The organism is Bythopirellula superficialaquae, assembly GCF_059632245.1.
Genome location: NZ_CP197426.1, coordinates 2,210,214 through 2,236,771, shown reverse-complemented (window position 1 = coordinate 2,236,771; position 26,558 = coordinate 2,210,214). Strand labels below are relative to the sequence as shown.

Below are 26,558 nucleotides of genomic sequence, written 5' to 3'. Positions count from 1 at the left end.
GGCGCAGGGGACGCTGAGAACAATCAATTAATAACTCGGCGCTCTCAGCGCCTCTGCGTGACAAGCATCTGAACATAGCAATTCAACATTTCACATTAGAACAGACCTATGGCATTAAAATACATCTACCAAATCAATAATCTCACCAAGAAGATCGGGCAGCGCGAGGTCTTGAAGGACATCAACTTGGCCTTCTACCCTGGCGCGAAGATTGGCGTCCTGGGGCGCAACGGCTCGGGGAAGAGCACGCTGCTTAAAATCATGGCGGGCCGTGATAAGGAGTTCGACGGTGAAGCCAAGATTGCCGAAGGCTACACGGTCGGTCTGTTGGAGCAAGAGCCCCACCTAAATCCTGACAAGGACGTGCGCGGCAACATCGAAGAAGCGGTCGCGGAGACGCGTGCGCTCCTCAAGGAATTTGAGGAGATCGGTGAAAAATATGGCGAGGTGGCCGACGATCCCGATGCGATGGAAAAGCTGATGAATCGCCAGTCGGTGCTGCAAGACAAGATCGACGCGGCGAATGCTTGGGAACTTGATCGGCAAATCGAGATCGCGATGGACGCGATGAATTTGCCGCCAAGTGATGCCGATGTGTCGATACTTTCCGGTGGTGAAAAACGCCGCGTGGCTTTGTGCAAGTTGTTGCTCGAACGGCCCGACATGCTGCTACTCGACGAACCGACCAACCATTTGGATGCGGAAAGCATTGCCTGGCTCGAACGCCATCTGGCGGAGTACACCGGGACCATCGTGGCGGTTACCCACGATCGTTACTTTCTCGACAACGTGGCCAGCTGGATCCTGGAACTCGAATACGGCAAAGGCTGGCCCTTCGAGGGCAACTACACATCGTGGTTGGAACAAAAGGGCAAGCGGTTGGCCACCGAAGAGAAGAAGGAATCCGCTCGTCAGCGGGCGCTGGCTAAGGAGCTCGATTGGATTCGTATGGCTCCGCGGGCTCGGCAGGCTAAGAACAAAGCGCGGGTTAAAGCTTACGAGCAAATGGCTTCTGAAGAGTACAACGACAAGCCTGACGAACTAGAAATCCAAATTCCGCCCGGCCCGCGCTTGGGCGACATGGTGATCGAAGCCACGAATCTCGGCAAATCTTACGGCGACCGCGTGATCTTCGAGAACGTCAACTTCCGTCTGCCGCCGGGTGGTATCGTGGGCATCATCGGCCCCAATGGTGCCGGCAAGACGACGCTGCTCAAGATGTTGATGGGCATGGAAGAGCCCGATGTCGGAAGCTTGAAAATGGGTCCCACGGTCAATCTGGGTTATGTGGATCAGTCCCGCGATGCCCTCGGTGCCGATAACACGGTGTATCAAGAAATCTCCGGTGGGCTCGACAATCTGGAAATGGGCAAACGTGTGATGAACAGCCGCGCGTATGTGGCACGCTTCAATTTCACGGGCACGGACCAGCAGAAGAAGGTCGGCGTTTTGTCGGGTGGTGAACGTAACCGCGTTCACTTGGCCAAGCTGCTACGACGTGGTTCCAATGTTCTGCTCTTGGACGAACCGACCAACGACCTCGACGTCGATACGCTCCGGGCACTCGAAGAAGCGGTGGCGAACTTTGCCGGTTGCGCGGTCGTGGTGAGCCATGATCGTTGGTTCCTCGACCGCTTGGCGACGCATATCCTGGCGTTTGAGGGCGATGGTTACGTTCATTGGTGCGATGGAAATTTCGACGCCTACGAGCGCGAACGGAAAGAACGACTCGGCGAAGAGGCTGACTCGCCGCATCGATTCCGGTATAAAAAATTGCAGCAGAACTAATTCCAGAGTGGCCACAGAGGGACGCGGATCGGGCAGATTACCACGGATTTCTATTTCTAGAATCTGCGTCAATCCGTTCGATCTGTGTTCATCCGCGTTCTATTCCAATATTTAGGTGAGAGTTATCGATGAGCGTTGTGCGGGTTGGATCGACTAAAAAGTTCTCGGATGGTTGGGATGGTATCTTCGGCGGAGGTCCGAAAGCCAAACCGACCAAAAAGGCTGCGAAGAAAAAGTCGGTGAAGAAAGCTGCGGCGAAAAAAGCAGCCAAGCCGAAGCCCGCGCCGAAAAAGACTGCTCCGAAAAAGAAAGTCTCGAAGGCCGCGAAACCGCAAGCGGTGAAGAAAAAAGCGCAGAAGAAAAAAACTTCGGCCCGGGTCAAAAAGAAATCCGGCCCCGTCCTGCTGCAGAAAGAACTTTTCTGATACCGTTAGCCGGCAGTGTCCCACTGCCGTGCCTGAGAACGGACCATTTTACGCCCGGCCGGTGAAATCACCCGTGCGGGTGTCGACTTTGATGACCTCGCCCTCTTTCATGTATTCGGGCACCTGAATGATCGCGCCGGTTTCCGTCACCGCGGGCTTGGTTCGCGACGTGGCCGAGTTGCCTTTCACGCCGGGGTCGCACTGCACGATCTTCAGTTCGACCGATGGCGGCAATTGCAGACCGACGCATTCGTCGTTGTAGACAAGCGCCAGAATGCCCGTCAGGCTCTCGCTGATGTATTGCATTTGCTCGGCGATGTCGGCCGCGGGAAGAGTGTACTGGTTGTAATCGGCCGAGTCGAGAAAGTGAACCTGATCGCCGTCGGAGTACATGAGCGTAACTTCACGCCGCTGAAAGTCGGCCTCGGGAAGCATGTCGGTTCCCTTGCAAGCAAAATCGGTCTTTTGCTGCGACACAATATCTCGGGCGCGGAACTTGTAGAGCGTCGTTCCACCGCGAGCTGAGGGAGATTGCACGTGAACCGTTTCGATGATGTGCGGAGATTCGTTGTACAAAACGATGGCACCCGGTTTGGCGTCTTTAGCGAGCATAGTATCAAAGTCGAAATACGAAAGTGGAAAGGGAAATGTCGAAGCGGAGAATGTCGCTCAATCGCAAGAAAAGAGCAACCCAAGATTCCCCTTTCCGAATTCGACTTTCCCCTTTAGCTCAAAATTTCACCAGCCGCGGGGTCGAACGTCAAGCCGCCCGTCAAATCGGCCAAGGTTTCCACGACGGTCAGCAGGCAGGTCGGATCGAGCATTTCGAGGCCCGCTTCCTCGTCGTCGAATTCATCGCCGAAATTGTCGGCGGCGTATTCCGCTCCGCCGCTGGCGGGCATGCGCTCGAAGTGGGCTACGTCCAGGCGGGCATCAGATTTAATCAGCTCCTGCAATTGCGCGGCCGACAATTGTTTTTTCAGTTCCTTGGCCCAGGCCAGGTTTTGCTCGATGATCGCGTCCCCCACTTCGTAACTGATCTCGACCGCGGCATGATCCTCGGGCGATTCCACAAAGAGCGATTCGATCAATCCCTTGTCGTCGGCAGCGGGATTCTCCAATTGAAAGCGTTTATTGGCATTGGCAAGCGCGGCCGAAACTTCCTTGAGCGTTGGCCGACGTTTTTGCGGGAACAAAATAAAGTACGTTTCCCGCCAGTAGAGTTCATCGCTATCGGCCATGTTGGACCCTTCCTACCGACTCAGCCGGTTTTCACCACTGCGGACTTTCCCCTGGCTCGTCGTCGGGTGGCCCGAGGCCCCCTTGCCATTGATCGAGCCGCTTATTCATTTCTTCGCATTCCTTGACGTTGGCCCACACGGATTCTCCTTGTTCTAGGCGAATCTCGTAAAAGCCCTCACGCGTGCAATCTTCCTCACCACAAAAGTGAGGCGTCGCCGCGACCCACATCACGCGGTAAAGCGGCACATACTTGTCATCAACACGACATAAAATTGACACGATTCGAATTCCTAAGCACGACCCAATTCTTGCGAGCGCTTGGTCGCCGCGATCACGGCTTCGCCAAACGCTTCGGCCCCTTTGAGTTCTCCCAGTTTATTCAACCCCGCGAGTGTCGTGCCACCAGGGCTCGTGACCTGCTCGCGCAGTTCCGCGGGCGAACGTCCCGTGGTGAGCACCATTTCGGCGGCTCCTTTGGCGGTTTGCGCGGCAAGTTGCAGTGCCAACTCTTCCGGCAAACCCATGGCCGTTCCCCCAGCCGCGAGCGATTCTATCACGCGATAGATAAACGCGGGACCCGAACCCGAGAGCCCCGTCACGGCGTCGAGCGATTCTTCCGGCACTTCAAAGGCTTGGCCCACGCTGGCGAGTATCTGGCGCACGTGATCGGCATCAGCAGCCGAAGCGGTTGGGCCGCGACTGAAACACGACGCCCCTAAGCCGACAAGGCAGGGGGTATTCGGCATCACACGAATCAACCGCGTACCTGCGGGCAAACCCTCGGCCAATCGCGAAATTGTGATCCCCGCCGCAATCGACACGAACAATTGATTTGTAGTGACTTGCGTTTTGATCTCCGCAAGTACGGTCGACATCACCTGTGGCTTCACGGCTAAGACGATCAAATCGGCGCGGGAAAGAATTGGCCCGTTGGCATCGAAGACTTCGACACCGGCGACTTGTTCGCTAAATCCTTTGCGCGCGTCGGCATGGGGATCGGCTGCTAGCACTTGCTTGGCCGAGACCAAGCCACTTTGCAGGCAGCCCCGCGCGAGTGCGGTGGCCATCCGGCCCGAGCCAATAAAACCGATTGTTGGAGCGAATTCAGCCACGAAAGTGTCCGCCAGCTTTGCTAGTGTGCGAATGACTGGCGGCTATGGTACGCCAAGCTGTACGGTTCGACAATCGCGACACATTGCCTCGGCAAAGTTCTCTGGACGAAAAACGGGGGATTTGAAACACTCCGCCCCAGTTGAATCCGCAATTTGCGGCTGCACACCCCTGTCTTAACCTATCAGGCCATCTTCAGGAGGCCATTTGTATGACGATTGCACGCCAAACCTCTCTTTCGTCACTGATCCTTGCTTACATGTTGATTGCTGCGGTACCTTGCTCGGCCCAACTGTTCGGCGGCCAGGAAGAAAAAAAAGAATCTCACAAGTCCATCGGGGGCACCCCTCAAATGCGTGAAGATTCCGACGTGAAACAGACGGGCTTTGCAGGCATTCCGATGCCCAAGCTCACAATGCCGAAACTCACGATGCCCGACATGTCGTCGGTGACCGCACCGTTCAAATCGGGTTACAACAAAGTTACCGCCGGCACGAAGAGCGCCTGGGAAGGGACGAAAGAAATGTTTTCGTTTGGCGGCGGATCCAATGCCCAGCAAGCGAACAATTCACAACCCAAGCAAGGGTTGTGGGAACGACTCACCACGCCCGACCCGCCGAAAAATGATGGTCCCCAAACAGTGGGTGAATGGATGTCTCAACCTCGGCTCGATCCGTAACTCGCTGCTCCTCGTTTCGTTTGTCGCACTTACTCAACCAGCGGAATATCGATGCCAGGTTTGCTGAAAAGTTGTCGATGCTGGCAGTGTGTGGTTTGCAGTGCTCTGCTTATGATCAGCGTGGGCTGTACAACTTGGCAATCTTCAGGAAGTCTGCCAGGATTGAGCACCTGGAACGAAGAACGGAACATATTGAAAAAAGTGAAGAACGATCCGTTCCCCACTCCGCAACAAGTGGGCTTAAAATAGTAGTTTAAGAAACCGTGGGCTAGCGCCTGCGGCTAATTCAATCAGCCGTCACGCGCTAGCGTCCGGTTCTTTGCGTTGATTTCCAGCTCGCTCTAGTAGACGCTTCGCAATAAAGCGGGATAATCGGGTGTATGAAACCCGAATCCCCATTCTCGAAGTTACCCTCGCTTTCGGAATTGCTCGGCCATCCCACGGTCGCCCAAGTTGTGAAGCGAGTGAATCAAACCACGATTGCCCAGCGGGCGACCGGTTTTCTGGAAGAATTGCAGACCAATCTGCGGCAGCGGATCGATCAAGGCAATGTTCCTTCCTTAGGGCAATTGGCCGAGCGCCTTGCGCGACGGTTGCTAGGGCCTGCACAAACTTCGCTCCCCGCGGTGAACGCTTCGGGCACGGTGATTGGTGATCGCTGGCCTGCGTTGCCACTGGCCGAACCAGCGGTTGATGAAGTCGTGCGTCTGGCCACCGAATATCACTCGGGCGGGACAGCCCTAAGAGATCGCGTGTCGATCACGCTGAAAGAACTCACCGGCGCCGAAGCCGTGTTTGTCGTCAATAGTTTTCATACGGCCTGTGAACTCGCACGAGCGGCTAATCTGGTGTTCGACCAATCGCGTCTGGCGGGTTTGATCAACCCTCAACAGTATGGACTGGGGGGTTACGCGACGATCAACGAGCGTCTGGAATGGGGAACGGAGTTGATCGTGCTCGATGGGGCAGGGCTGTTGGGAGGACCGCCGTGTGGGATCATCGTTGGCAAGCAGTATTTAGTGGACCAACTCTCGTATAGCACACTGGCTCAACTCGCCACGCCGCATGACCTGACGTTTGCCGCGCTCATGGCCACGCTGTCGCTTTATCAAAACAAGGCGCAGGCTGTGTATCAAATTCCCGTTTGGCAATTACTGACCGCACCGCTGGAGAATCTTGAACAGCGGGCCAATCGCTTGGCGATGTTGATTGGCGCTAACGAACAGATCATCACGGCCACACCGACGCACTATGATGGCCTGTGGTGCGACGCCACCGATGCCAAACTCACAGCTCCCAGCTGGGCAATCGTCGTGAAGCCCCAACCGGCGGCGTTTGAAGCCGTGGTCAACGCTTTGCAAGAATCTAGCCCACAAATCCTCGCCCAAATGCAACAAGAGGAAATTTGGCTCGATTTACGCGGTGTTTTTCCCCGCTGGGACCAGCAGCTTGTGGCGGCTTTTGAGTAGGCAATGGCCACAATTCGCCCTAGTATCGCCGCGCCGTAATGCGGTAAAATGCTAGCTTGTCCGATTCAGCCAACCTACCTCTCGATTTTTTGACGATTCTCACCAGCGGGCCACGTTACGTGAAGAATTTTCATTTTGCTGCTATTCGCTTCGGCATGATGGTCGTGCTGTTGGCTGGGGGTTCGCAGTTTTCGCCCCTCCACGCCCAGGCCGATTCCGTTGCGAAGAAGCCCACGGCTGTCCCGATTCAAACGGCATCGGCCAGCCCCCAGTCGACGGCTCCCAAGGTGGACTGGAATCTCCCCGCGGAGAATCATCCCTGGGCTCGATTTCCCATCGGTGCCTGGCGTGAAATTGAAATCACCACCGAAACCTTTGACGAGAGCGGAAAGCTCTTCGGTCGCAGCGTCACCACGCAAAAAGAAATCCTCAAAGCCGTGACCGAGGACAATTACGTTATCGACGTGCAAGCTACGGTCGACGTTTCGGGCAAAAGAATTGAGGGCCCCTGGAATACGCGCGTTTTGCGTTTGTCGACGGATCGGGCTGGTGCGATTTTCTCCACCACCCGCCAGGCCGATCACTCGATGACGTTGTCGATTGACACCGTGAGTTGTCAGGTTTGGGAAGTCGAATATAACGACGAGAATCGAACGCTCGTCGACCGGATTTATTACTCTTCCGAAATCTTTCCTCACGTGTTGGCTCGCAACGTGATCGAGCAAACCGAAGCCTCACCGGTCGAAGCGGCGCCACTTGATTCCGTTACGACCGTCGCACGCTCGGTTCCCTATTCTCTCGAAGGAAAGATTCTCGACTGCGTGAGTCAACAAACGATAAAACGCCGCGAAAAAGGGAATTCGCAGACGATGGTTCTGCTCTCCAGCGAAGTCCCTGGTGCGGAGATTGAAGCCCAATCGACTGATTTCGATTCCTCCGGCCGGCGCATCCGCTGGAGCGTCCAGAAGCTTCTGAATCATGGTCAATCAAGCGACACGCCCACTGTCGCCACGACCCAAGAAGCGTCGCAAACATCGACACCAAGTGTGCCCCAATAACGGTATTTTCTTCGGTATTTGCCGCGATTCTCTGCGGCTACGAACCATCGCGGAAGTGCCAGCGTAAGCTATCTACCGGAACACCGTTCGATCTTGTCCGCAGAATGGCTGCTCTGTACTATGACAGCAGCTTTTTCTGAGCCAACCACGACAGCGCATCGCCGCTGCTCTTGCCCGAATTTTCATCAGAGAGGGAATGTTATGAGTCTCGACGGAGAGAGGTATTTACGTTCGCGGAGCCGCCGATCGGTGATGGTTGCTCTGTTGACGGCCGCCTGTTTGGGAACCACTTTTCTTGCTCCCTTGGCCCAAGCCAAACCCACCGATCCTACGCGCGAAGATCGCAACATCGCTTTGATGGTTTCGGCTCTCATGGACCGCAAGCATCTCTCGGAGATGCAGGTCAACGACGAGATTTCGCAGCGCACGATCAAGGCGTTTCTGGAAAACCTCGATCGCATGAAGCTGTTCTTCCTGCAAAGCGACGTTGATGAATTCATGGCCGATCAGGACAAGATCGACGATTACGTCAAAGAAGGAGACGTCCGTTTTGCCAAGCGCGTGTTCGACCGCTTTCTCCAGCGCGTTTCTGAGCGCGTTGCCGTCGCGCAAAAGTTGATCGACACCGAGCATGACTTCACCGTCGACGAGGACATGGTTCGCGATCCCAAAAAGATGGAATATGCCAAAACGAACGAAGAACTCGACGAGCGTTGGCGTAAGCGTGTGAAATACGACTTGTTGTTGGAATTAGTCGAAGAAGACGCCGATGAAAAAGATGTGATCGATAAGCTGCACAAACGCTATCGCGGCATTGAACGCAACTGGGAGCAGTACAGCAACGACGAATTGCTGGAAGATTTCCTCACCGCGCTCACTATGAGCTTCGATCCTCACAGCAGCTACATGTCACCCAGCACGCTCGACAATTTCACAATTCAAATGCGGCTGGAACTTGACGGCATTGGAGCTTCGCTCGAATCGAAGTACGGCGAAACGATTGTTCGCCAAATCGTCCCCGGTGGTGCCGCCGACAAAGACGGTCGTCTCAAGGAGAAAGACGTGATCGTGGGCGTGGCTGAAGGTCCCGAGGGAGATTTCGTCGACATCGTCGACATGAAAATCAATGACGTTGTGCAGATGATTCGCGGCAAACCCGGCACAATTGTTCGCCTGCAAGTCGATCCCGAGGATAAGACGGGCCGCAAGGTTTATGACATCACGCGTGCCCGAATCGAATTGAAGGACAGCGAAGCACGCAGCGCCGTGCTGGAACGTCCGCTCAAGAAAACTCCAATTACCACAGATGAAAAAGCTGCCGATACGGCCGAACTGACCGAGCCGAATAAAGATTCCGCAGAGTCGGTCGAAGAGCCCACCGGCAAAATCGTGGAGCAAAAGGAAGGCCCCGATGGTCCGACTCGTCGGATCGGCATCATCAGCCTGCCCAGCTTCTATATGGATATGGATGGCCGTCGTGCCGGTAAGGCCGATTACAAAAGCACGACGCGCGACGTCCGTAAACTGCTCGAAGAATTTAAGCAAAAGAACGTCGATTTGGTCGTGATGGACCTCCGCTTCAACGGCGGTGGTTCTCTCCCCGAATCGGTGGAAGTGACCGGCCTGTTCATCGACAAGGGTCCCGTCGTGCAAGTGAAGGGTCCAGATGGCCGCGTTTCGCCGTATCCCGACGAAGAAGCCGGTGAAGTTTGGTCCGGCCCGCTCGTGGTGGTAATCAACCGCTTCAGCGCCAGTGCTAGCGAAATCTTTGCCGGTGCTATTCAGGACTACGGTCGCGGCATCGTGATCGGTGACAAATCGACACACGGCAAGGGAACCGTTCAACAGTTGTTTGACTTGGGTCAGCAATTGTTCCCCATGGGAGACGGTCCGAACCTGGGTGCGCTGAAAATGACGATTCAGCAGTTCTATCGCCCCAGCGGCGACAGCACGCAAAATCGTGGCGTTGTGTCGGATATCGAACTGCCTTATCGCACGAGTTTCTGGGAAGGCATCGGCGAATCGGACCTCGACTATGCGTTGAAGTTCGATCAGGTCGCGCCACAACCGCATGACAACTATCGTCAAGCGGCCAAGCCGATCGTTGATCGCCTGCGTGATAAGGCCACGAAGCGTATTGCCGAGACCGACTTCTTCATCAAAGAGCAGGAGAAGATCAAGGAACTCGTCAAGCGTCAGCAGGAACCAACCGTGACGTTGAACAAGGAAAAGTTCCTGGCCGAGCGCGAGGCCGTCAACTCTGACAAGGATCAGGAAGAAATGTTTGAGGATCTCCAGGACAACGACCGCCCTGTGTTTCCTGCGACCCCCTACAACGAAGAAATCATTTCGATCTCGTTGGATTATCTTGATCTGTTGGATGACGACAGCGTTGCCGCCACGCGGTAATCCTGTTTAGAAATTGAAACGACAAAGCCGCGGAGTTTTTGCTCCGCGGCTTTTTTTGTAAGCTCAGCTTTTGTTAGCTCAGCGGAATCATCATGCCGTCGTACGCGATTTCCACTCCCGGTGGCAAAATCGCGTTTGTGGCTTCGTGATCCAAATCATGCGAAATATGTGTGAACAAAGTCCTTCGTGGTGCGAGTTCTGCCGCCACGGCGAGCGCTTCGTCCAAGCTGAAATGCGTGGAATGCGGCTCGCGGCGTAGGCAATCGAGGATCAACACGTCGAGACCTTGGAGCTTCTCCATGCTCTCCATCGGAATCGCGTTGGTGTCGGTGCAGTAGGCCACGTTGCCGAAACGAAAACCCAGCACCTGGCAGTGGGGACCGTGAGCAAGCCGCAGCGGGATGACTTCCGCGCCAAGAACTGAAAACGACTCGAGATCGATGTGCTTCATCAAGAGTTGAGGCACGGCCCCGCGATGCAGCGACGACGCATCGCGAAACGCATAGTCGAACGACTTACGGATGCGGTCTTCGACGTGCTTTTCGCAATACAACGGCACCGGCCCGCCGAGATAGAACTGCATCAGCCGCAAGTCATCGAGGCCGAAGATGTGGTCGGCGTGTTCGTGCGTGTACAGCACCGAGTGGATAATGCCGATCTTCTCGCGGAGGAGTTGCATCCGTAGTTCGGGCGGCGTGTCGATCAGCAGATTTCCCTGCGGAAGCCCCAACACCAAACCACAGCGCGTGCGATTGTTGTGCGGATCGCTGCTCGTGCAAACCGCGCAGTCGCAGCCAATCGCCGGCACGCCAACCGACGTACCGGTTCCGAGAAATAAAAGCTGCCCGCTAATATCGCGGCTGTTTGGAAATCGAGACAACACTCCGTTCCTTTTCTCATGACGACGCACTGCGTCATTCTATGCTAGGCGGCAGGTTCGTGTGACAGCCGCACCAACTTTTCGAGCAAATCCGCCGCCGCGCCACTGTCGATTGTCTCGGCGGCCATCGCTGCTGCTGATCGCGGATCGGTCGCGCGTTCGGCGACCAACAGCCCCGCGGCGGCGTTGAGAACCACAATATCACGGGCCGGTCCGAATTCGCCGGAGAGCACCTGGCGAACCAGTGCCACGCTTTCTTCGGGTCCCGAAATGTTGATCAAATCCAAAGGTGCCCGCGGGATGCCAAAATCTTCGGGTTCCCAGGCAAATTCGGTTTCGTTCTGCGAAGTCACTTCCGCCCCCACGGTGGTTCCGGCGAGTGTCACTTCGCCCAATCCATCGGAGCCACTCACGACGAACGATCGCTCGGTACCCAACATCCGCAAGGCCGAGGCAATCAGCGGCCGTGTTTCAGGACGACCCACACCCAGCAATTGATATTGCGCGGCTGCCGGATTGGCGAGTGGCCCCAGCAAATTAAAGATCGTGCGGATTCCCAACTGTTTACGCACGGCGGAAACATTTTTCATAGCAGGGTGCATGAGCGGGGCGAAGCAAAAGCAGATTCCCAACTCGTTGAGGCAACGCTCCACTTGCGCGACGTTGGCTTCGATGTTCACTCCCAAACCGGCAAGCACGTCGGCCGAACCGCTGCGGCTCGTGACGCTGCGATTGCCATGCTTGGCGACCGGCATCCCCGTCGCGGCGATCACCAGTGCCGCGGTGGTGCTGATGTTGAACGTCGTGCTGCCGCCGCCCCCCGTGCCGCAGGTGTCGAGCAATTTTTTGTGGCGGCTGATGATGGGGGTCATGTTCGCCCGCATGGCCGCGGCTGCGCCTGCCAATTCCGCGACGGTTTCCCCTTTGGTGCTTAACGCCGTCAGGAACAGCGCCATTTGCTCGTGGTTGCACCCGCCGGTCATAATCTGACCGATGGCCACCTTCATTTGCTCGGCGCTGAGGTTTTCTCCACCGACCACCAAACCTAACAACGAATTGAAATTTTCTGCCATGCTGTGCCGATGAAGGTGTGGTTGTTTCTTTAAGCGGGGAATTCTACAATGGTTAGGCGATTTTGGTACTCATCCAGAGTGTACGCCAGCTTCAATTTTGGCAGGTGAACGGGACTTGTCCTAGGGCTTCGTCTCCCCGGTCTTTGTCGAAAGTGAGCGGCACAGCCGGAAAAGGGTTCGGCTTACAAACAGATCGGCAAGATGCCCCATGGCTAGAAAAGTCATCCTCGACGTGGATCCTGGCGTCGCCGACGCGATTGCGTTGTGCATGTCGCTGTTTGATCCCAAGCTGGAAGTCGTGGCCGCGACCGCGACTGGCGGCAATGTCGCCCCCGAACAAGCCACGCGCAACGTCCAAGCGCTCATCGAGCAGCTCGACCCCCGCCGTTGGCCCCGAATTGGTGCAGCCGATCCCGAGCAACTGCTGATCACCGACAGCCGCGAACTGTGGGGCGAGGACGGCCTGTGCGGAGCCGAATTCCACGTCGCCGAGCTGCACCACCGCCACTCGGCCGTGAAGCTCCTCTCCGACGAATTGAAGGCCGCCCCCGGTGAAATCACGGTGGTTGCCTGTGGACCCCTGAGCAATATCGCCACCGCGATCCAACGCGAGCCCGACCTCACATCGATGATTGGGCACTTGATCATCGTCGGTGGCACGCTCGATGGCCCGGGGAATGTCACCCCCACCGCCGAGTTCAATATCTACTGCGATGCCGACGCCGCACGGGCCGTCTTTCTGGCCCCCGTGACGATGACGCTGCTGCCGCTCGACATCTCGTCGAAGGTCGTGCTGCGTTACGACGTCCTCGATCAACTCCCCAAGTCGTCGACTCGCTTGGGCAAAGTCTTGCGCGCGATCTTGCCGGGAGCCTTTCTAGCTTCGCATCAACGCCTGGGGGTCGAAGGCTTGGTCGTCCCCGAAGCCGTGGCCATTGCCGCACTCTTGCATCCCGAGTTGGTGACCACGGAGCGCAAACATTGCGACGTGGAACTCAGCGGCGAGCTCACCCGCGGAGCCACCGTTATCGACCGCCGCCGCGTGACGCCTCATCGTCCGAACATGGACGTCGTAACCGACATCAACGCCGCCGCCACAGTGGATTGTATTTTGCGCGGGTTGCAGAACGGTTAGTGGTTTAGATTTTCGTCATAATCGCGTACGCGAACTGCGGGAAATATGGACGGCATATCCGATAAACCAGTGATTGAGTATAGGTTAAACAATTTAAGAGTTGAAGGAGTTGTATCGACTCCTCCCGAGGTTCACGAATTGCTGCTTCATATAGTGGCTGACATTCAACTTCGATGCAACGAGATGGACATTTATAACGAGCAATCGTTTCCAATCGTTGAGTTCGCTTTTGATCTGGTTCAATGGCAGGCCAAGAGAGCAATTGAACGTCTTTTTCAATTTAATTCGATGGAGTCCGACCAGGAGGGATTGATTTATATTCGCCCTGAAGGAACTGGATTTATTTTAGGTTCGATTAGTCAACGTCGGGAGTGTATCGAGGTTCTATCTGAAAATATTATTGACGGATTCACAAGTGAATTTTGCGAAGAAGTGGGCAATCGAACAACGGCATTAGTTGGATACGATGCTCTCAAATATCTCTGCGAGAAATCGCTCGATTAATTAGATACCAGCAGTGGGTATTCTAGCTGGGTAATACTGACACTTTGTCCCGAGTGCGTGTTGAAACCTTGACAACGTTGCAATGCATCAGCGGTCTAATGCTCCGGTCGCTGACGCTTACGGCTCGCCGTTGATTTTCGCGCTGGGTGCCGCGATTATTCAGGTCGCGGCGCGTTGGGGTCGGTCCAGCGCACGATGTCGACGTGCGTGGTTAAGAATTGACCCTCGCGGAAGAGTTCGATCGGCACCCGTCGGCCCACTTCGGACCGTTTCACGAGATTGATCAGATGCTCGTCGTTGTCGATGAGCATTCCGTCGAAACGCAAGATGATGTCGTCGATCTTGATGTCGGCAAAGCTCGCGGGGGAACCGGCCGTGATGTTGGTGACCCGAGCCCCCGTCAATCGCGTGAGTCCCACGCGCTGGGCCGTGGCGGCATCGAAGCTGCGATCGAGGGCCACGCCCAAAAAGCCGCGTTCGACTTGGCCGGCGTCGATCAGTTGCCGCATGATGCGAACCGCAATGTTGATTGGAATCGAGAAGCCGATTCCCTCGTTACCACCGGAGTTGCTGGCGATGGCCGTGTTCATGCCGATCACTTCGCCGCGGAGGTTCACCAGCGGTCCACCGCTGTTGCCCGGATTGATCGCGGCGTCGGTCTGCAAGAAATTCTGGTAAAGGACTTCCCCTTCGCCGAGGTCCAAATTCGAGCGGCCTTTGGCGCTGATGATGCCCCGGGTGACGCTCCGCTGCAAATTGAAGGGGCTGCCGAAGGCGAGCACCATGTCGCCGATTTCCATGCCGTCGCTGTTACCAATCCGCGCAGGGACCAAATTCTCGGCCTCGACAAGCATCACGGCGACGTCGGTTTCGCGGTCGCTCCAGATCTCCTTAGGATGCAGTTGCCGACCGTCGGCGAGTTCCAGAGAGATCAAATTCTCGGACGAATTCTTGATCACATGCCGGTTGGTGAGGGCGTAATCGGCACCTCGATAACGGACCAGCACGGCAGAGCCGGCCTCTTCGGCGTCACGCCGCAAACGATATTGGGGCAGGGGGGTCGCTTCGATGTGGACCACCGACGGCGAAACCAACTGCACGACCCGCTTGAAAATACCGAGCTGGGGTTCGAGCGCTTCTACATCGCGAGAGAGTTCGACGAAGGCTTGCTCGCGATCATTCACCGCGGGAGCAACGTCGACAACCTGAGCGGCCGCCGAAATGCAGACCGTCGCCAATAATAGCCACGAAGCTGCAGGAACGATCTTCTTAGCGAACCACTTTGTCCCTTGCCGCATAGTTGCATCTCCAAAGGAACGCGGCGCCCCGCCCGGCGAATCGGAATGGAAAACGGTTTAGCCTTCCAGGTCACTATACGACATATCGCTGTCGATGAAAGTCGCCCAGCTGTTGCCAACTTGGCCACCCGCTTCGGCAGCCCGCTGGCAATCGATGCAGGTCATCGCGTAGGGTAGGGCCGTCAGACGGGCCAAGGGAATTTTGGTCTCGCAAACTTCGCATTGGCCGTAACTTCCCTGACGCATGCGTTCCAGGGCATTTTCGATTTGCGCAAGTTCGCGGCTTTCGACTTCGGCCAGCTGAGAGCTGATTTCGTCTTGGGCGGCGTCCAAAGCGGCGTCGACCACGTCGCCACCCGACTGCTCGGCCATGCTCTTGAGCAAACTCAAGTCGCCAGCCAAGGCTCTACGCAAGGCGTCGCGACGCTGAACGAGGAGTGCACGCAAATTGAGGATTGAATCTTTACGAGCCATAATGTTTGCCTTACTTGTGAACCGTGACGCCTGGCGTCGTGTTGGTTGTTAGTTTGCTGATTGCGTCAGCGGTCACATTTCTCTGTTCCAGCCCAACGGCAAATCTGTTCCGAAGAATGGCCGTTAGTATTGGTTGTTCAGTGCCTTTTACTCCCGCCCCCCTCTACAGGGGAAAATCATGCGAGTGCACCGTAACTATAGTACGTGTTGCAATCTTTTTAGATCGTTTGTTGCTAATTTTGCTAGTGGTTTGCACCCACTCGCTCTAACCGTGAACGCAAACCGTTATTAACAAACAACTTGCGATCATTAGCCTGCGTAATCCCAAGTGCACAAAAACCGCATTTGATCGTTGGACAACCCCGGCCAAGTGGTAAACCGCGGTTGGGCAATGACCATCACTACCTCCCGAACTGCATCGGGGATTTATTCACTTTCGATGATCGGCCATTCTCGGAAGCGGCTGCACCTCTTTCTTGGAATAATCCGCAAGATTTGACTTTCTCGGCCGCCAAAAGGCCAACATCGGTGCCAAGATATGCGTTTTCACGCACTTTGGGGCCTTAAGTTCCGATTGCACCTCGATTTCGCGTCATTTTCCGTGACCTAGGGTTGCATACGGCCCAGAGTGCCTAAACAAGGCCTCTGTGTGCGCCTACCGATTATTTTTCCCCGCTAGCAACCCAATTCGCTTTGATCATGCCTACGCTGCTAAATAACCCCGCTCTGAGCCAGGCTCCACCCCACCAACCAACCGGCGTGGTGGAACTCAAAGTCACGCAAGCCGGCCAGGTGATCCAGCAAACCGCCTTGCCGGTCGGGAAATGCACGATCGGTTCAAGCCCAAGTTGCCAAATCCGGGTCATCACCGGCCAACTCAAGCCGTTGCAGTGCTTGATCATTCGCAACGACGATCAATTTACGGTCACACGCTGGGGAACCGGCGTTCTGCTCAATGGGGCTGAATTTACCACCGCTTCGATTCGAACAGGCGACTGCCTGACCATCGGAGATGTGCAGCTCGAATTAGTCACCCAAAAGGAAGCAGACAGGGATCCCGAATCGCATCCATGCCCCGTGGCTTTGCTCGACCGCATGGAAGCACAAGTTGCCGCGGAAGTCAGCCCACCGGTTCAGGCCGTCACGCCAACTCCACAAGTCACTGCAAAAGTCGATACCGTGGCTCTGCAGGCAGAGCCACAGCCCAACAACGCCGCGGAAATTGCCAGACTGCAATCGGCCACACGGCAATCACGTCAACGCTCGCGCCAACTCATCGGCACGTTACGCGAATTACGCGACGAAACCCGCGGCCTCGATCAGCATGTCCGCGTGCTGTCTGAGCAATTGCAAGTCGCGCAAAAGTTGCAAGAACATCTCACCGAGGAACTGCATCAATCCCACGCAACCTCCGCTCAGCGCGAATCGCAATTTGGCGAAGAACTCGACCGCACGATCGCTGAACTATCGGCCTCCTACGAACGGGCCAACACAGCCGAGCAGGGTTTGCAGTCCGCGCAAGAGAGCTTCCAACTGCTGCAATCGCAATTTGAATCGCTGACCACGGATTGCAAACAGCTTCGTGAAGCGCAAGAGGCTAACGCCATCCAATCCGATCAATTCAAGCAACTGCTTGATGAGCGCGATACAGAGATTGCCGAGCTTCGCGAAGAACTGGCCCACGTTCAACAGGCTTTGGCTGCCACGCAACAGGAATTGCAATCACATAATCACGAGTTGCAACAGCAGATTGCCGAAGTAACCGCCGAGCGCGAACGTCAAGTCGCTGAGTTTCATCATGAATTCGAGCAAGCCCACGCCGCGGCGCTGGCCGAATTGGAAAAGCAAGCGCAATCACACCAAAGCCAGCTCGACTCGGCCGCGGTCGAACACGAGCGGCAAATCGCCGAGTTGCATCACCAACTTCATCAAACCGAAGTCGTGGCCCGCGATGCAATCGCCCGGCTTGAAGCGCCGAATCCTTTGGTGACGGAACTCGAATCCGAGTTGTCGACGTTGCGCGAAGAACGGCAGAATTTTGCCACGGAGAATCATCGGCTTTCCGAACAATTGAGCGAGGCACAGAAGCGCGTTGAGTTGTTGGAAATCGACGTTCGTAGTATCACTGGCGAATGGCAACAAGCTCAAAGCACGGCGACCCGCTTGGTAGAAGCCCGCACCGCCGCTGAAGCTCATGTGGCGGATTTGACTGCCAAGATGGCTGATCTGGAATGCGCCGCAGCGGTCGAATGGTCAGCCGAGTGTGATCAGATTTCGGCCCGACTCGCGGAAGCTCGCGAGCAACTCGCGGCCCACGAACAAGCTCTCACCGAAACGACCGCCGAGCGCGATCAATTCGCGGTGCAGTTGTCGGCAGTGCATCTGGAGTTGGACAAACGCCAGCAAGAACTCGCCGACGCCCATCGGCAACTCACTGATCTGCAAGCCCAGTTTACTCGTTCCGAAAAAGAGCGGACCCAGCTTGCCGCGGAATTGACTGTGCGTGACGAACAGTCAGCCGAACTGACCCACAAGATTCAGACGGCCGAGCAACAAGCGGCGCGTGAATTGGAAAGCCGCGAGGCGCGGATCAAGGATCTGGTCAAAGAAATCGAGCAAGTCCGTGTACAAGCCGCTGAAAACTTGCGTGAACGCGACGAACGGCTCGCTCAACTCACTTCGGAATTGACAGAAGCCCAAAGCAAAACAGCAACGTCTAGCCACGAACATGACGCTCAGATTGCTGAGCTAACAAGCGAGTTAACTCAAATCCAAGAAAAAGCACTCGCTGAAATTGATGCCCAGCAAGCGCGAATCAATGAGCTCGCCGCTCAGCTCAACACGGCTCAACATGATCGCCAAGATCGCGATGCAGAAATCTTGGAACTCCGCAGTGCTCATGATCGAGCGGCCAGCGAACTCGCGAACCGCGATTCCCAATTCGCACGACTTACTGAAGAACTGGCCCAGGTTCAGCAGCAATTTGTTCAGGGCAGCAATAGCTCGATTGATGTGCAGGCGGCTGAATTGTTGGCCAAGCTTAAAGAGGCCGAGGAAAAATTCTCGGCCACGTTGAACGAACGTGAATTGCACATCGCCGAGTTGGCGCGAGAGCTCAAACAAACGCAAGATCAACTCACCGACTGTGCCGCCCAAGGGGAACGCCTGCACGAGTTGTATCAGCAAGCGCAGATCGATTTGGCGGCGTTGCAGGCGAGCGTTGCTGCGGTCGCTCCCACCGAATCGCGTATCGCTGAAACAAGCGACTTGCCACCTGACCCATTCCTACCGAGTGACGATCCCCGTGACGATGACGAACCACGGATCGTGCGTGCCTTGGCGAGTGTGGCCAGCGAGCCAACGATCGAAGATGCTGCCGAAGCTAAGCCGACGGTGGAAAGCACTTCATTTATCGACCGTTACAGCCATCTGTTCGATGAAGAAACCGATGGCACCGCGACTTTACCCATACCCCAACCCGCGCCGGTTGCCACAACCACTTCCGAAGATCTTTCCCATCTCGACATGCACGACGATTCGGCTCTTGAAGCCTATATGGCCAACATGATGCGGCGCGTGCGGGGTGAAACGTCGTCGGAATCCGTTACTCCACCGCTCGCCAAAACCTCGGACAACGAAAGCCGTGCTGCATTTAGCAATCCGGTCACGCGGATGGCGATGCTCACTCAGCGTGTTTCCTCGTCACAGTGCATGCAAGCCGAGCCGACCGCTGAAGATACTTTGATCGACATGGAAACGCTGAAGGAAACCTCGCAGAAACCGCCACTGCCCACGAGCCTTTCCGCAATGCGTGAACTGGCCAACAATTCGGCACGGCAGGCCATCGCCAAGCACCGCAAACGCCGCCACATGGAAGGGGCACTGGGCAAACTTTTGGTAAGCGTGATCGCCGGCGTCACCGCCGCCTATATGCTGTTCACCGCCGATAGTTTTACTAGCCCCTATTTCCTCGCGGGCTGCGCCGTGGCGGTGGTGGGCGCCCTATGGGGGTTCAAGTTGCTGGGTGTCTTTTTGGAGATGGTCCGCGACGGAATCAACAACGAGTTCACCCCGGCTGAACTGCAAAGCCTCGACGATGCGTTGCCAATCGACGGCACGTCCGATCATGCCGCGTCGGCAGCGCACTAAGCCAAAATCCGCAAAGCTCCCTGCACCATCTCGACTGTGAAGGGTGCCTGCCCCACGGATTCGCCATCAAGATTTAATGGCCGCTGGTCATCATGTTCCAGGGCAAAGCGGCGAACCTGATGGCACTCGACGAATGGCAAATCCACATGCGAGCCGTCGAATACCTTGCGGAAGAGTTGCAAAAGTTCTCGCCGCGATGCCTGCCGCACGACAACCACGTCGATCTTGCCGTCGTCGATTGAAGCCTGGGGCGCGAGCAGCATGCCGTTGCCGGTGTACTTGGTGATGCAGCCCACGACGAGTAGGAATTCGTCGTCGATCACGTCGTCGTCCAAAACCAGCCGAGCCGGGCGTGGCTTGGGATTTACCAAGAATCGCATCGTCGCTACAGCGTAGCGCATGGGCCCCAAAAGTCGCAATTTCTCCGCCAAACAATTGATGTCGACCACCGCGGCCCAACCAACGATGTTGATGCAGTAGATGACATCGCCGCCAGTCATCACGCGGGCTACGTCGAGCGCGGTTGTTTGGCCCGCCAAGATTCGGCGAACGGATTCGGGCACATCATGGCCCCCTTGATGCAAGTGCAGCGTGTTGCCGCTGCCGGCCGGAATTAGCCCCAATGGCAAATCGATCTTCTCGCCACGGCTGAGCAATCCGTTGACCACCTCATGCACCGTCCCGTCGCCCCCGATGATCGAGCAACCATCATACGGTGTGAGATCCACCGCGCTGGCGATCTCCAAAGCGTGCCGCGGACGCTCGCACATGCGGACATCGAGTTCAGCACCCGCGGCGTGAAACAAAGGCTTCGCCTGCTCCAACACTTCCCGTCCCCGCCGATGGCCACTCGCGGGATTAACGATCACTAGGAAGTGCTGGGAGGGCATTAAATACCTGATTTCGGTCAGCGACTTGGCTATTTCCGATTCCACACCATTGGCGTTCTCGCCTCGTAAGCTGTCAAAGTCTGCTCGGCTTCAGGCTTGTCTCCTTCCGATGCAAACTTCACAGCATCTGATTGATGCTTGATGGCTTGTTCGTACTGCCCCAATGCATAGTATGCGTAGGCGACTGCACTCAACGCTCTGCTCTCTTGCCATTCAGTCTGTTCGCAAGCACTTGTCGCTAATTTGAGCGCCTCATCGACATCACGGATCTTTTCATCGGAGCAACCCGCTAAAAAATTCGCGTAGCGTCTTCGTGGAGCAGGATCGGATTTATCTATAGATATTGCCTTAAGATAGTCTTGACGAGCAAGTTCGTATTCTCCAGTGAAACCTCTGGCTAGGGCTCGAAATAGATAACCGCCAATGCCATCGGGTTCCGCCAAGATTATTTTTTCAGCGTCTTCGAGCAATTTATCCCACTTACCTAAAGATTCCCAACAAGTCGCTCTGGCCTTTACAAGGTCGATGCGATCTGGTGATCGTTCTAGGGCAGCATTAAAGTCAGCAACCGCTAATTCCACATGCCCCGAATCTTTCCAAACCATTGCGCGGTACATAAAAAATGTTGCGTCAGAATTATCAATCTCTATCGCCGCATTAAGGTCCGCAATCGCTAATTCTTCATGTCCCGAATCTTTCCAAAACCGATGCGCGGTACATAAAAAATGTTGCGTTAGAACTATCGATCTCTATCGCTCTAGTTAAATCCTTAATCGCTCGGTTGAAGTCCTTATTACGGGCAGAATAGAAGCCGCGCAAAGTGTACCCCATCGCATAATCATTATCTAATTGAATCGCCTGGTTACAATCTTCGATGGCTGCGTCATATTTTTTGAGTTCTGCCCAGATTGATGCACGGAACAAATAAGTGGCTAATTGCGGACTCAATTCGATAGATCGACTAACTTGATCAACCGCTTCGATATAGCGTTCTGCCTTATAAAGCCTTTTGCCCTCGATTGCGAATTTCTTGGCTTCCGCAAGCACTTCCACTTTGTCTTCAGCAATTAAATCAGAAGAGTGAAGTAAATAGATGGCGGCAAAAAATATCGGGAACAGGCGTGGCAGCATAAGAGTTCCTTTTGCGCAGATCCATACAAGTTCGGTAGACCAATGCAGCCCTTGAGAATAGTCCGCTTAGCATAAGCTCTCAATGCGAACCACGCACTGCTAGCTTAAAATCCCCGGTCGGCGCGGACGTCGGCGAAGTCGCGCAGATGGTATTCGATCCCCACGTAATCGAGAATCTTCGTGACCGCCTTGAGCGCCACGGCCAAACCGTCGGGCCCGCTAAAACCGCCGAATTGACCGCCCCCTTTAAGATGCGGTTCGAGATCGAGAAATACTCCCGGAATACCGCGGCGCGTCAAGCGCTTTTCAAGAGCAGGAATCTCCGCGGCGAAATCCTTGAGGATTTGATCGTGGCCGGTGTCTCCCATGTCAGCAGGAACAAAATTCTTGAGCGTATCTTCCTCGACGTGCGCTTGCCGCTGCTTAGGATGAGGATCGTGATAATCCTTGATGTGCATCCAGCCGATGCTCGGCTTCATCGCCTGATATTGTTCGAAGGTTTCTGCCGTGTTGAAACCTTGGCACACGATGTTGCCGCCATCGAAGATCGTCACCACCGCCGGATGATTGATTCGGCGATGTAGCTCGGCCATCAATTGGCCCGTCTGGCCCACCAGGTTGGCTTCGATCTCCAAGCCAAAGGTCAAATCGCTGCGATGACACATCTCGGCGATCTCGGCAATTTGCTCGGCTGCCTGAGGCAAGTGCTCCCAAGGATCGCTTCCCTTGGGATGATAAAACGAAAAACCACGGATCAGCTTTGTCTCGAAAGCATGGGCCATCTCGCACGCCTTCGCGACTTCGGTTTCCAAATACTTCTTGAACGGCACGAACCGGTTCTCAGTGCCGTCTTCTACGTCGAGCAGTTTCACCTTGCCGATCGGCGAGCCAATCGACGCGACGTTGAGTCCGAACTCGCCTTCCAGATGGCGGAGCTTGGTAACCTCGCTCTTGGTGAGCTTCATCACGTTCTTAACGCCGCTGCCAATGTCGATGAAACGCAGGCTGTAAAATTCCAACCCAAGCGCGGCCAGCGTGGCATATTGCTCATACGCCGTCTTGTGGATGGCTCCTTCGTCGCCAAAGGCCGACAGGATCACACGCGGTGCTTGGGTCATACAGAAAAGCCAATCTTATTAGCCGCAGGCGGAAGCCGACGGTCAGTAGTAGTTCAACCGCCGGCTGCCGCCTGCGGCTAAAACAAGAATTACATTACCGACTCGTGTTCGACGGTGACGGTTTCGGTGATTCCGCCCCGCGCACTGAATGCCGCCACAACCTTCAACCAACGAGGCGACAGCACGGCCTCCAAATCTTCGAGAATCACATTCGTGACGTTCTCGTAAAAGATCCCCTCATTGCGGAAGCTCTGCATATAGAGCTTCAAGCTCTTGAGCTCGATGCAATGGCGGTTGGGAATATAGTTGATCGTGACCGTACCGAAATCCGGCTGGCCCGTTTTGGGACAAACCGACGTGAACTCGGGGCACACAATTTCGATCGTATAGTCACGCTGCGGAAACTTGTTATCAAATGCTTCCAATTTGCTGCGGAAGTCGCTCATCTCGTTCTCCTTTTGAGCCGTTCTGCCTTTCGATGGACCTTCGATTGTGCCATGATAGACGGGGGGCGCACAGTAGCGCCCGTTATTTCGCCATCGTTCACACGTTCTATGTCAGAATCACAGAAAAAGGCCGTGATCTTGCTCTCCGGCGGGCTCGACTCGGCCACCGTTGCTGCAATCGCCAAAGCCGAGGGCTTTACGGTCTACGCTTTGAGCGTCGACTACGGCCAGCGCCATCGATTTGAATTGGAATCCGCCCGTCGCGTTGCCACGGCCATGGGTGTCGCTGAACACAAGTTGGTGAAGATCGATTTGGCCGCGCTGGGTGGCAGCGCGCTCACCGCCGATATCACCGTGCCGCAGGGCCGGAACTTGGACGAGATCTCCACCGGCATCCCGGTGACTTACGTCCCCGCGCGGAATACCGTGATGCTCTCGCTGGCTTTGGGTTACGCGGAAGTTTTGGGGGCCGCTGATATCTTTGTCGGCGTGAATGCGGTTGATTACAGTGGCTACCCGGACTGTCGCCCCGAGTTCATCGCCGCGTTTGAAAAGCTCGCGAACCTCGCCACCAAGGCCGGCGTCGAAGGAACAGCCCACTTCCGCGTCCACACGCCCTTGATTCAGTTGACCAAGGCCCAAATTATTCAACGCGGCACGGAGTTGGGCGTCGACTATGGACTCACCCACACGTGTTATGCCCCCAACGAAGCGGGTATCTCTTGTGGCATTTGCGATGCTTGCCACTTGCGAAAAAAGGGCTTCGCGGACGCAGGTTTGGTTGATCCGATTGAATATCAAGTGTAAATGAAAATCGCAGAAATCTACAAATCGGTGCAAGGAGAAGGGCTGCTCACGGGTACGCCCAGCGTGTTTGTCCGCGCCAGTGGCTGCAATTTGCGCTGCTGGTTCTGTGATACGCCGTTCGCCTCATGGCAACCCGAGGGGATCGACTACGCGGTGGACGAAATTGTTGCCGAGGTCGAGGAATGGGATTGCCGCCACGTGGTGCTCACCGGCGGCGAACCGATGTTGTTCTCAGAATTGATACCTCTGTGCGAAACCCTACGAGCCCAAGGTCGGCACATCACCATCGAAACGGCCGGCACGCTGTTACTGCCGGTGCAGTGCGATCTGATGTCCATCAGCCCCAAGCTGGCCGGCAGCGGTCCCGATGCCAAGAAGCATCCCCATTGGAGCCGCCGCCACGAGCGGCAACGCTTCCAGCCGGATGTGATTCGCGAGTTGATTAGCTCTTACGAATATCAATTGAAATTTGTCATCGACAATAAAGCGGACATGGCGGAAGTCGAAGAATTTCTGCAACACTTCCCAGAAGTTCGTACCGACCGAGTGCTCTTGATGCCTCAAGGGACGGCCCAAGAAGAATTGGCTCAACGCACGGCGTGGCTTGAAACTCTCTGCCAAGAGCGCGGCTGGACGTTCTGTCCTCGCAAGCAGATCGAATGGTTCGGCCCAGTCCGCGGAACTTAAGTACGCGGAACTTAGCATTCACTCACGGCAAATACGTCGCGAAACATCGCGGTGTTTCCCACAGCTTCACTTCGACAATCGGGAAGCCGTGCGATTGCGATTCCACGAAAATTAGCTTGGCGATGTTCTCGGCCGTAGGATTCTCGTCGAGCAAATACAAGGGCTCGCCCATTTTTTCGAGAATCGGCACGACCGGATCTTCCCGGCACAAAATCATGCGATGATCGAGATTGTCGTCGATCCAGGTGCTGACGGTTTTCTTGATGTCGCTGAAATCGAGCACCATTCCCCGCGAATCAAGCTTTTCGCCCTCGATTGTGATCACCGCCCGGCCATTGTGCCCATGCAGATAGCGGCATTTGCCATCGTAGTTGAGCAGACGGTGGCCGTAGCAGAAGTCAATCTCGCGGGTAACTCGGAACATGGGCAGAACCTCAGCGGTGCATGATGGAGCACTCTAGGTTATCAAAAACCGGCAGTCCGTGTTAGCCGGCATCGTTCCGATGCCGTTCCTTCGTCCCACACGGCATCGGAACGATGCCGGCTAACGATCTTGCCATTCTTCCGCAACTCGCCGATATTGGGCCGATTCCGATCGCTGATTATGGGGCACCATCATGACCAATTTCGCACAACGCCGCAGCAAGCTTCGCAGTCTCCTTCGCAAAGAAGGGACCGACGCGCTGCTAGTGACCAACTTCACGAACGTCACCTATCTCACCGGTTTCACCGGCGACGATAGTTATCTGTTGGTCACGACGAAAAACGACGTCGTTATCAGCGACGAGCGTTACACCACGCAGCTCGAAGAAGAATGCCCGGGCCTGGAACTTGAGATTCGCGGTCCCGGCAAGCAGATGTTGCCGACGGTCGCCGAGGTGCTCAAGAAGGCCAAACTCAAAAAACTTTCCGTCGAAGCGAGTTCCATGACCTTGGGCCTCCACGCGGGGCTGGAAAAGGCGTCTCCCGATTGTGAGCTCGTCCCGAGCACCGGCTGGATCGAAGAGCTGCGGATGATCAAGGACCGCGACGAGGTGGCCCGTACCAAAGTCGCCTGCGAACAGGCCCGGCGGGCGTTCGAGGTCGTCACCGCGGGTCTGACCACCGACATGACCGAATCCCAGGTCGCTGCAGACCTGGAGTACCGGGCTCGCCGCTTCGGGGCCAAGGGGCTGAGCTTTGAGGCGATCGTCGCCACGGGGGCCCGTGCGGCGCTCCCCCACGCCCGCCCGACGCAGCAGAAATTGGGGGCCGCGGACTTCACCCTGATCGACTGGGGAGTGAACGAAGGGCTCTACATGAGCGACTTGACTCGCATAGTTGTGACCGGTAAAATTTCGCCCAAACTCCGTAAGATATATGGAGTTGTGTTAAAGGCGCAGTTGGCCGGAATCGCTGCGATTCGGCCGGGTGTCACCTGCGAAGCCGTCGACCAAGCCGCGCGTGGCGTGATCGCCAAGGCGGGCTTCGGCAAACAGTTTGGTCACGGACTCGGACATGGAACGGGGCTGGAGATCCATGAAGCGCCCCGATTGGCCCAAAACCAATCGACGGTGTTGGCACCTGGAATGATCGTGACCGTCGAGCCAGGCATCTATTTTCCAGGTTGGGGCGGGGTGCGGATCGAAGACGACGTACTCGTCACCCGCGACGGTCATGAGGTGTTGACCTCGGTGCCCAAAGAAATCGACGAATGCGTGGTTGGCTAGAGCGGCAAGAAGGCATGCTCCCCAATTGGCAGCAGAAGCTAAGCAACACAACATGGCATTGATGGGAGGGGGCGAAT

At 55.8% G+C, this 26,558-nt stretch carries 26 protein-coding genes; 12 read left to right on the top strand and 14 right to left on the bottom strand.

What is annotated here, in order from left to right:
* The first annotated feature begins 108 nt into the window (after positions 1–108).
* A complete protein-coding gene (ettA, locus tag SH678x_RS09140) occupies positions 109–1,788 on the top strand; it encodes an energy-dependent translational throttle protein EttA (RefSeq protein ID WP_496922595.1) in 1,680 nt (559 codons plus the stop codon).
* A 128-nt stretch (positions 1,789–1,916) separates the two neighbouring features.
* Complete coding sequence (locus SH678x_RS09135; protein WP_496922594.1) at positions 1,917–2,213, top strand: hypothetical protein; 297 nt, start codon at positions 1,917–1,919, stop codon at positions 2,211–2,213.
* Between the two features lie 48 nt (positions 2,214–2,261).
* Here SH678x_RS09135 and SH678x_RS09130 read toward each other — a convergent pair whose 3' ends face one another.
* From SH678x_RS09130 to proC, 4 genes are all read right to left on the bottom strand, one after another.
* Positions 2,262–2,825 carry an elongation factor P gene (locus SH678x_RS09130; protein WP_496922593.1) on the bottom strand — a complete coding sequence of 188 codons (564 nt, stop codon included), beginning with the start codon at positions 2,823–2,825 and terminating at the stop codon, positions 2,262–2,264.
* A gap of 113 nt (positions 2,826–2,938) precedes the next feature.
* The gene (locus SH678x_RS09125) at positions 2,939–3,454 is read right to left on the bottom strand and encodes a hypothetical protein (protein WP_496922592.1); all 516 of its coding nucleotides are present in this window, start codon (positions 3,452–3,454) and stop codon (positions 2,939–2,941) included.
* Between the two features lie 31 nt (positions 3,455–3,485).
* The gene (locus tag SH678x_RS09120; RefSeq protein ID WP_496922591.1) at positions 3,486–3,734 is read right to left on the bottom strand and encodes a hypothetical protein; all 249 of its coding nucleotides are present in this window, start codon (positions 3,732–3,734) and stop codon (positions 3,486–3,488) included.
* Positions 3,735–3,745: 11 nt separating this feature from the next.
* On the bottom strand, positions 3,746–4,567 hold the full coding sequence (proC, locus tag SH678x_RS09115; RefSeq protein ID WP_496922590.1) for a pyrroline-5-carboxylate reductase: 822 nt from the start codon (positions 4,565–4,567) through the stop codon (positions 3,746–3,748).
* Between the two features lie 209 nt (positions 4,568–4,776).
* Between proC and SH678x_RS09110 the strand changes: the two genes are divergently transcribed.
* From SH678x_RS09110 to SH678x_RS09095, 4 genes are all read left to right on the top strand, one after another.
* Entirely contained in the window at positions 4,777–5,244 is a 468-nt protein-coding gene (locus SH678x_RS09110; RefSeq protein ID WP_496922589.1) for a hypothetical protein, read from the top strand.
* Between the two features lie 380 nt (positions 5,245–5,624).
* Positions 5,625–6,713, top strand: coding sequence for a hypothetical protein (locus tag SH678x_RS09105; protein WP_496922588.1), 1,089 nt, complete (start codon positions 5,625–5,627; stop codon positions 6,711–6,713).
* Positions 6,714–6,769: 56 nt separating this feature from the next.
* Positions 6,770–7,771, top strand: a complete 1,002-nt coding sequence (locus tag SH678x_RS09100) for a hypothetical protein (protein ID WP_496922587.1) — start codon at positions 6,770–6,772, stop codon at positions 7,769–7,771.
* 201 nt (positions 7,772–7,972) lie between these two features.
* Complete coding sequence (locus SH678x_RS09095; protein WP_496922586.1) at positions 7,973–10,180, top strand: carboxy terminal-processing peptidase; 2,208 nt, start codon at positions 7,973–7,975, stop codon at positions 10,178–10,180.
* 73 nt (positions 10,181–10,253) lie between these two features.
* On the opposite strand, the gene SH678x_RS09090 is transcribed toward SH678x_RS09095, so the two are convergent.
* A complete protein-coding gene (locus SH678x_RS09090; protein WP_496922585.1) occupies positions 10,254–11,060 on the bottom strand; it encodes an MBL fold metallo-hydrolase in 807 nt (268 codons plus the stop codon).
* A gap of 44 nt (positions 11,061–11,104) precedes the next feature.
* The gene (trpD, locus tag SH678x_RS09085; protein WP_496922584.1) at positions 11,105–12,133 is read right to left on the bottom strand and encodes an anthranilate phosphoribosyltransferase; all 1,029 of its coding nucleotides are present in this window, start codon (positions 12,131–12,133) and stop codon (positions 11,105–11,107) included.
* A 208-nt stretch (positions 12,134–12,341) separates the two neighbouring features.
* Between trpD and SH678x_RS09080 the strand changes: the two genes are divergently transcribed.
* Positions 12,342–13,268 (top strand): nucleoside hydrolase, encoded by a 927-nt coding sequence (locus SH678x_RS09080; RefSeq protein ID WP_496922583.1) that lies wholly within the window; start codon positions 12,342–12,344, stop codon positions 13,266–13,268.
* 45 nt (positions 13,269–13,313) lie between these two features.
* The gene (locus SH678x_RS09075) at positions 13,314–13,772 is read left to right on the top strand and encodes a DUF7878 domain-containing protein (protein WP_496922582.1); all 459 of its coding nucleotides are present in this window, start codon (positions 13,314–13,316) and stop codon (positions 13,770–13,772) included.
* Between the two features lie 155 nt (positions 13,773–13,927).
* Here the strand turns inward: SH678x_RS09075 and SH678x_RS09070 are convergent, their stop codons facing one another.
* Both SH678x_RS09070 and SH678x_RS09065 read right to left on the bottom strand, forming a co-directional pair.
* Entirely contained in the window at positions 13,928–15,070 is a 1,143-nt protein-coding gene (locus SH678x_RS09070) for a S1C family serine protease (RefSeq protein WP_496922581.1), read from the bottom strand.
* A gap of 57 nt (positions 15,071–15,127) precedes the next feature.
* Complete coding sequence (locus tag SH678x_RS09065; protein WP_496922580.1) at positions 15,128–15,544, bottom strand: TraR/DksA family transcriptional regulator; 417 nt, start codon at positions 15,542–15,544, stop codon at positions 15,128–15,130.
* 699 nt (positions 15,545–16,243) lie between these two features.
* On the opposite strand from SH678x_RS09065, the gene SH678x_RS09060 reads away from it, so the two are divergent.
* Positions 16,244–19,693 carry an FHA domain-containing protein gene (locus SH678x_RS09060; RefSeq protein ID WP_496922579.1) on the top strand — a complete coding sequence of 1,150 codons (3,450 nt, stop codon included), beginning with the start codon at positions 16,244–16,246 and terminating at the stop codon, positions 19,691–19,693.
* Here the strand turns inward: SH678x_RS09060 and SH678x_RS09055 are convergent.
* From SH678x_RS09055 to queF, 5 genes are all read right to left on the bottom strand, one after another.
* A complete protein-coding gene (locus tag SH678x_RS09055) occupies positions 19,690–20,583 on the bottom strand; it encodes a diacylglycerol/lipid kinase family protein (RefSeq protein WP_496922578.1) in 894 nt (297 codons plus the stop codon). The two genes, SH678x_RS09060 and SH678x_RS09055, sit on opposite strands and share 4 nt — an antisense overlap.
* Before the next feature lie 29 nt (positions 20,584–20,612).
* Positions 20,613–21,200: a tetratricopeptide repeat protein gene (locus SH678x_RS09050; protein ID WP_496922577.1), complete on the bottom strand. Its 588-nt coding sequence runs from the start codon at positions 21,198–21,200 to the stop codon at positions 20,613–20,615.
* Between the two features lie 64 nt (positions 21,201–21,264).
* Positions 21,265–21,714, bottom strand: a complete 450-nt coding sequence (locus tag SH678x_RS09045; RefSeq protein WP_496922576.1) for a tetratricopeptide repeat protein — start codon at positions 21,712–21,714, stop codon at positions 21,265–21,267.
* A 104-nt stretch (positions 21,715–21,818) separates the two neighbouring features.
* On the bottom strand, positions 21,819–22,832 hold the full coding sequence (locus tag SH678x_RS09040) for a sugar phosphate isomerase/epimerase family protein (protein WP_496922575.1): 1,014 nt from the start codon (positions 22,830–22,832) through the stop codon (positions 21,819–21,821).
* A gap of 89 nt (positions 22,833–22,921) precedes the next feature.
* Entirely contained in the window at positions 22,922–23,278 is a 357-nt protein-coding gene (gene queF / locus SH678x_RS09035) for a preQ(1) synthase (protein WP_496922574.1), read from the bottom strand.
* Between the two features lie 108 nt (positions 23,279–23,386).
* Between queF and queC the strand changes: the two genes are divergently transcribed.
* The gene (gene queC / locus SH678x_RS09030; protein ID WP_496922573.1) at positions 23,387–24,085 is read left to right on the top strand and encodes a 7-cyano-7-deazaguanine synthase QueC; all 699 of its coding nucleotides are present in this window, start codon (positions 23,387–23,389) and stop codon (positions 24,083–24,085) included.
* Entirely contained in the window at positions 24,086–24,772 is a 687-nt protein-coding gene (locus tag SH678x_RS09025; RefSeq protein WP_496922572.1) for a 7-carboxy-7-deazaguanine synthase QueE, read from the top strand. It abuts the gene before it with no gap.
* 22 nt (positions 24,773–24,794) lie between these two features.
* On the opposite strand, the gene SH678x_RS09020 is transcribed toward SH678x_RS09025, so the two are convergent.
* Positions 24,795–25,196: a 6-pyruvoyl trahydropterin synthase family protein gene (locus SH678x_RS09020; RefSeq protein ID WP_496922571.1), complete on the bottom strand. Its 402-nt coding sequence runs from the start codon at positions 25,194–25,196 to the stop codon at positions 24,795–24,797.
* A 193-nt stretch (positions 25,197–25,389) separates the two neighbouring features.
* Between SH678x_RS09020 and SH678x_RS09015 the strand changes: the two genes are divergently transcribed.
* Positions 25,390–26,481, top strand: coding sequence for a M24 family metallopeptidase (locus tag SH678x_RS09015; RefSeq protein ID WP_496922570.1), 1,092 nt, complete (start codon positions 25,390–25,392; stop codon positions 26,479–26,481).
* Positions 26,482–26,558 lie beyond the last annotated feature (77 nt).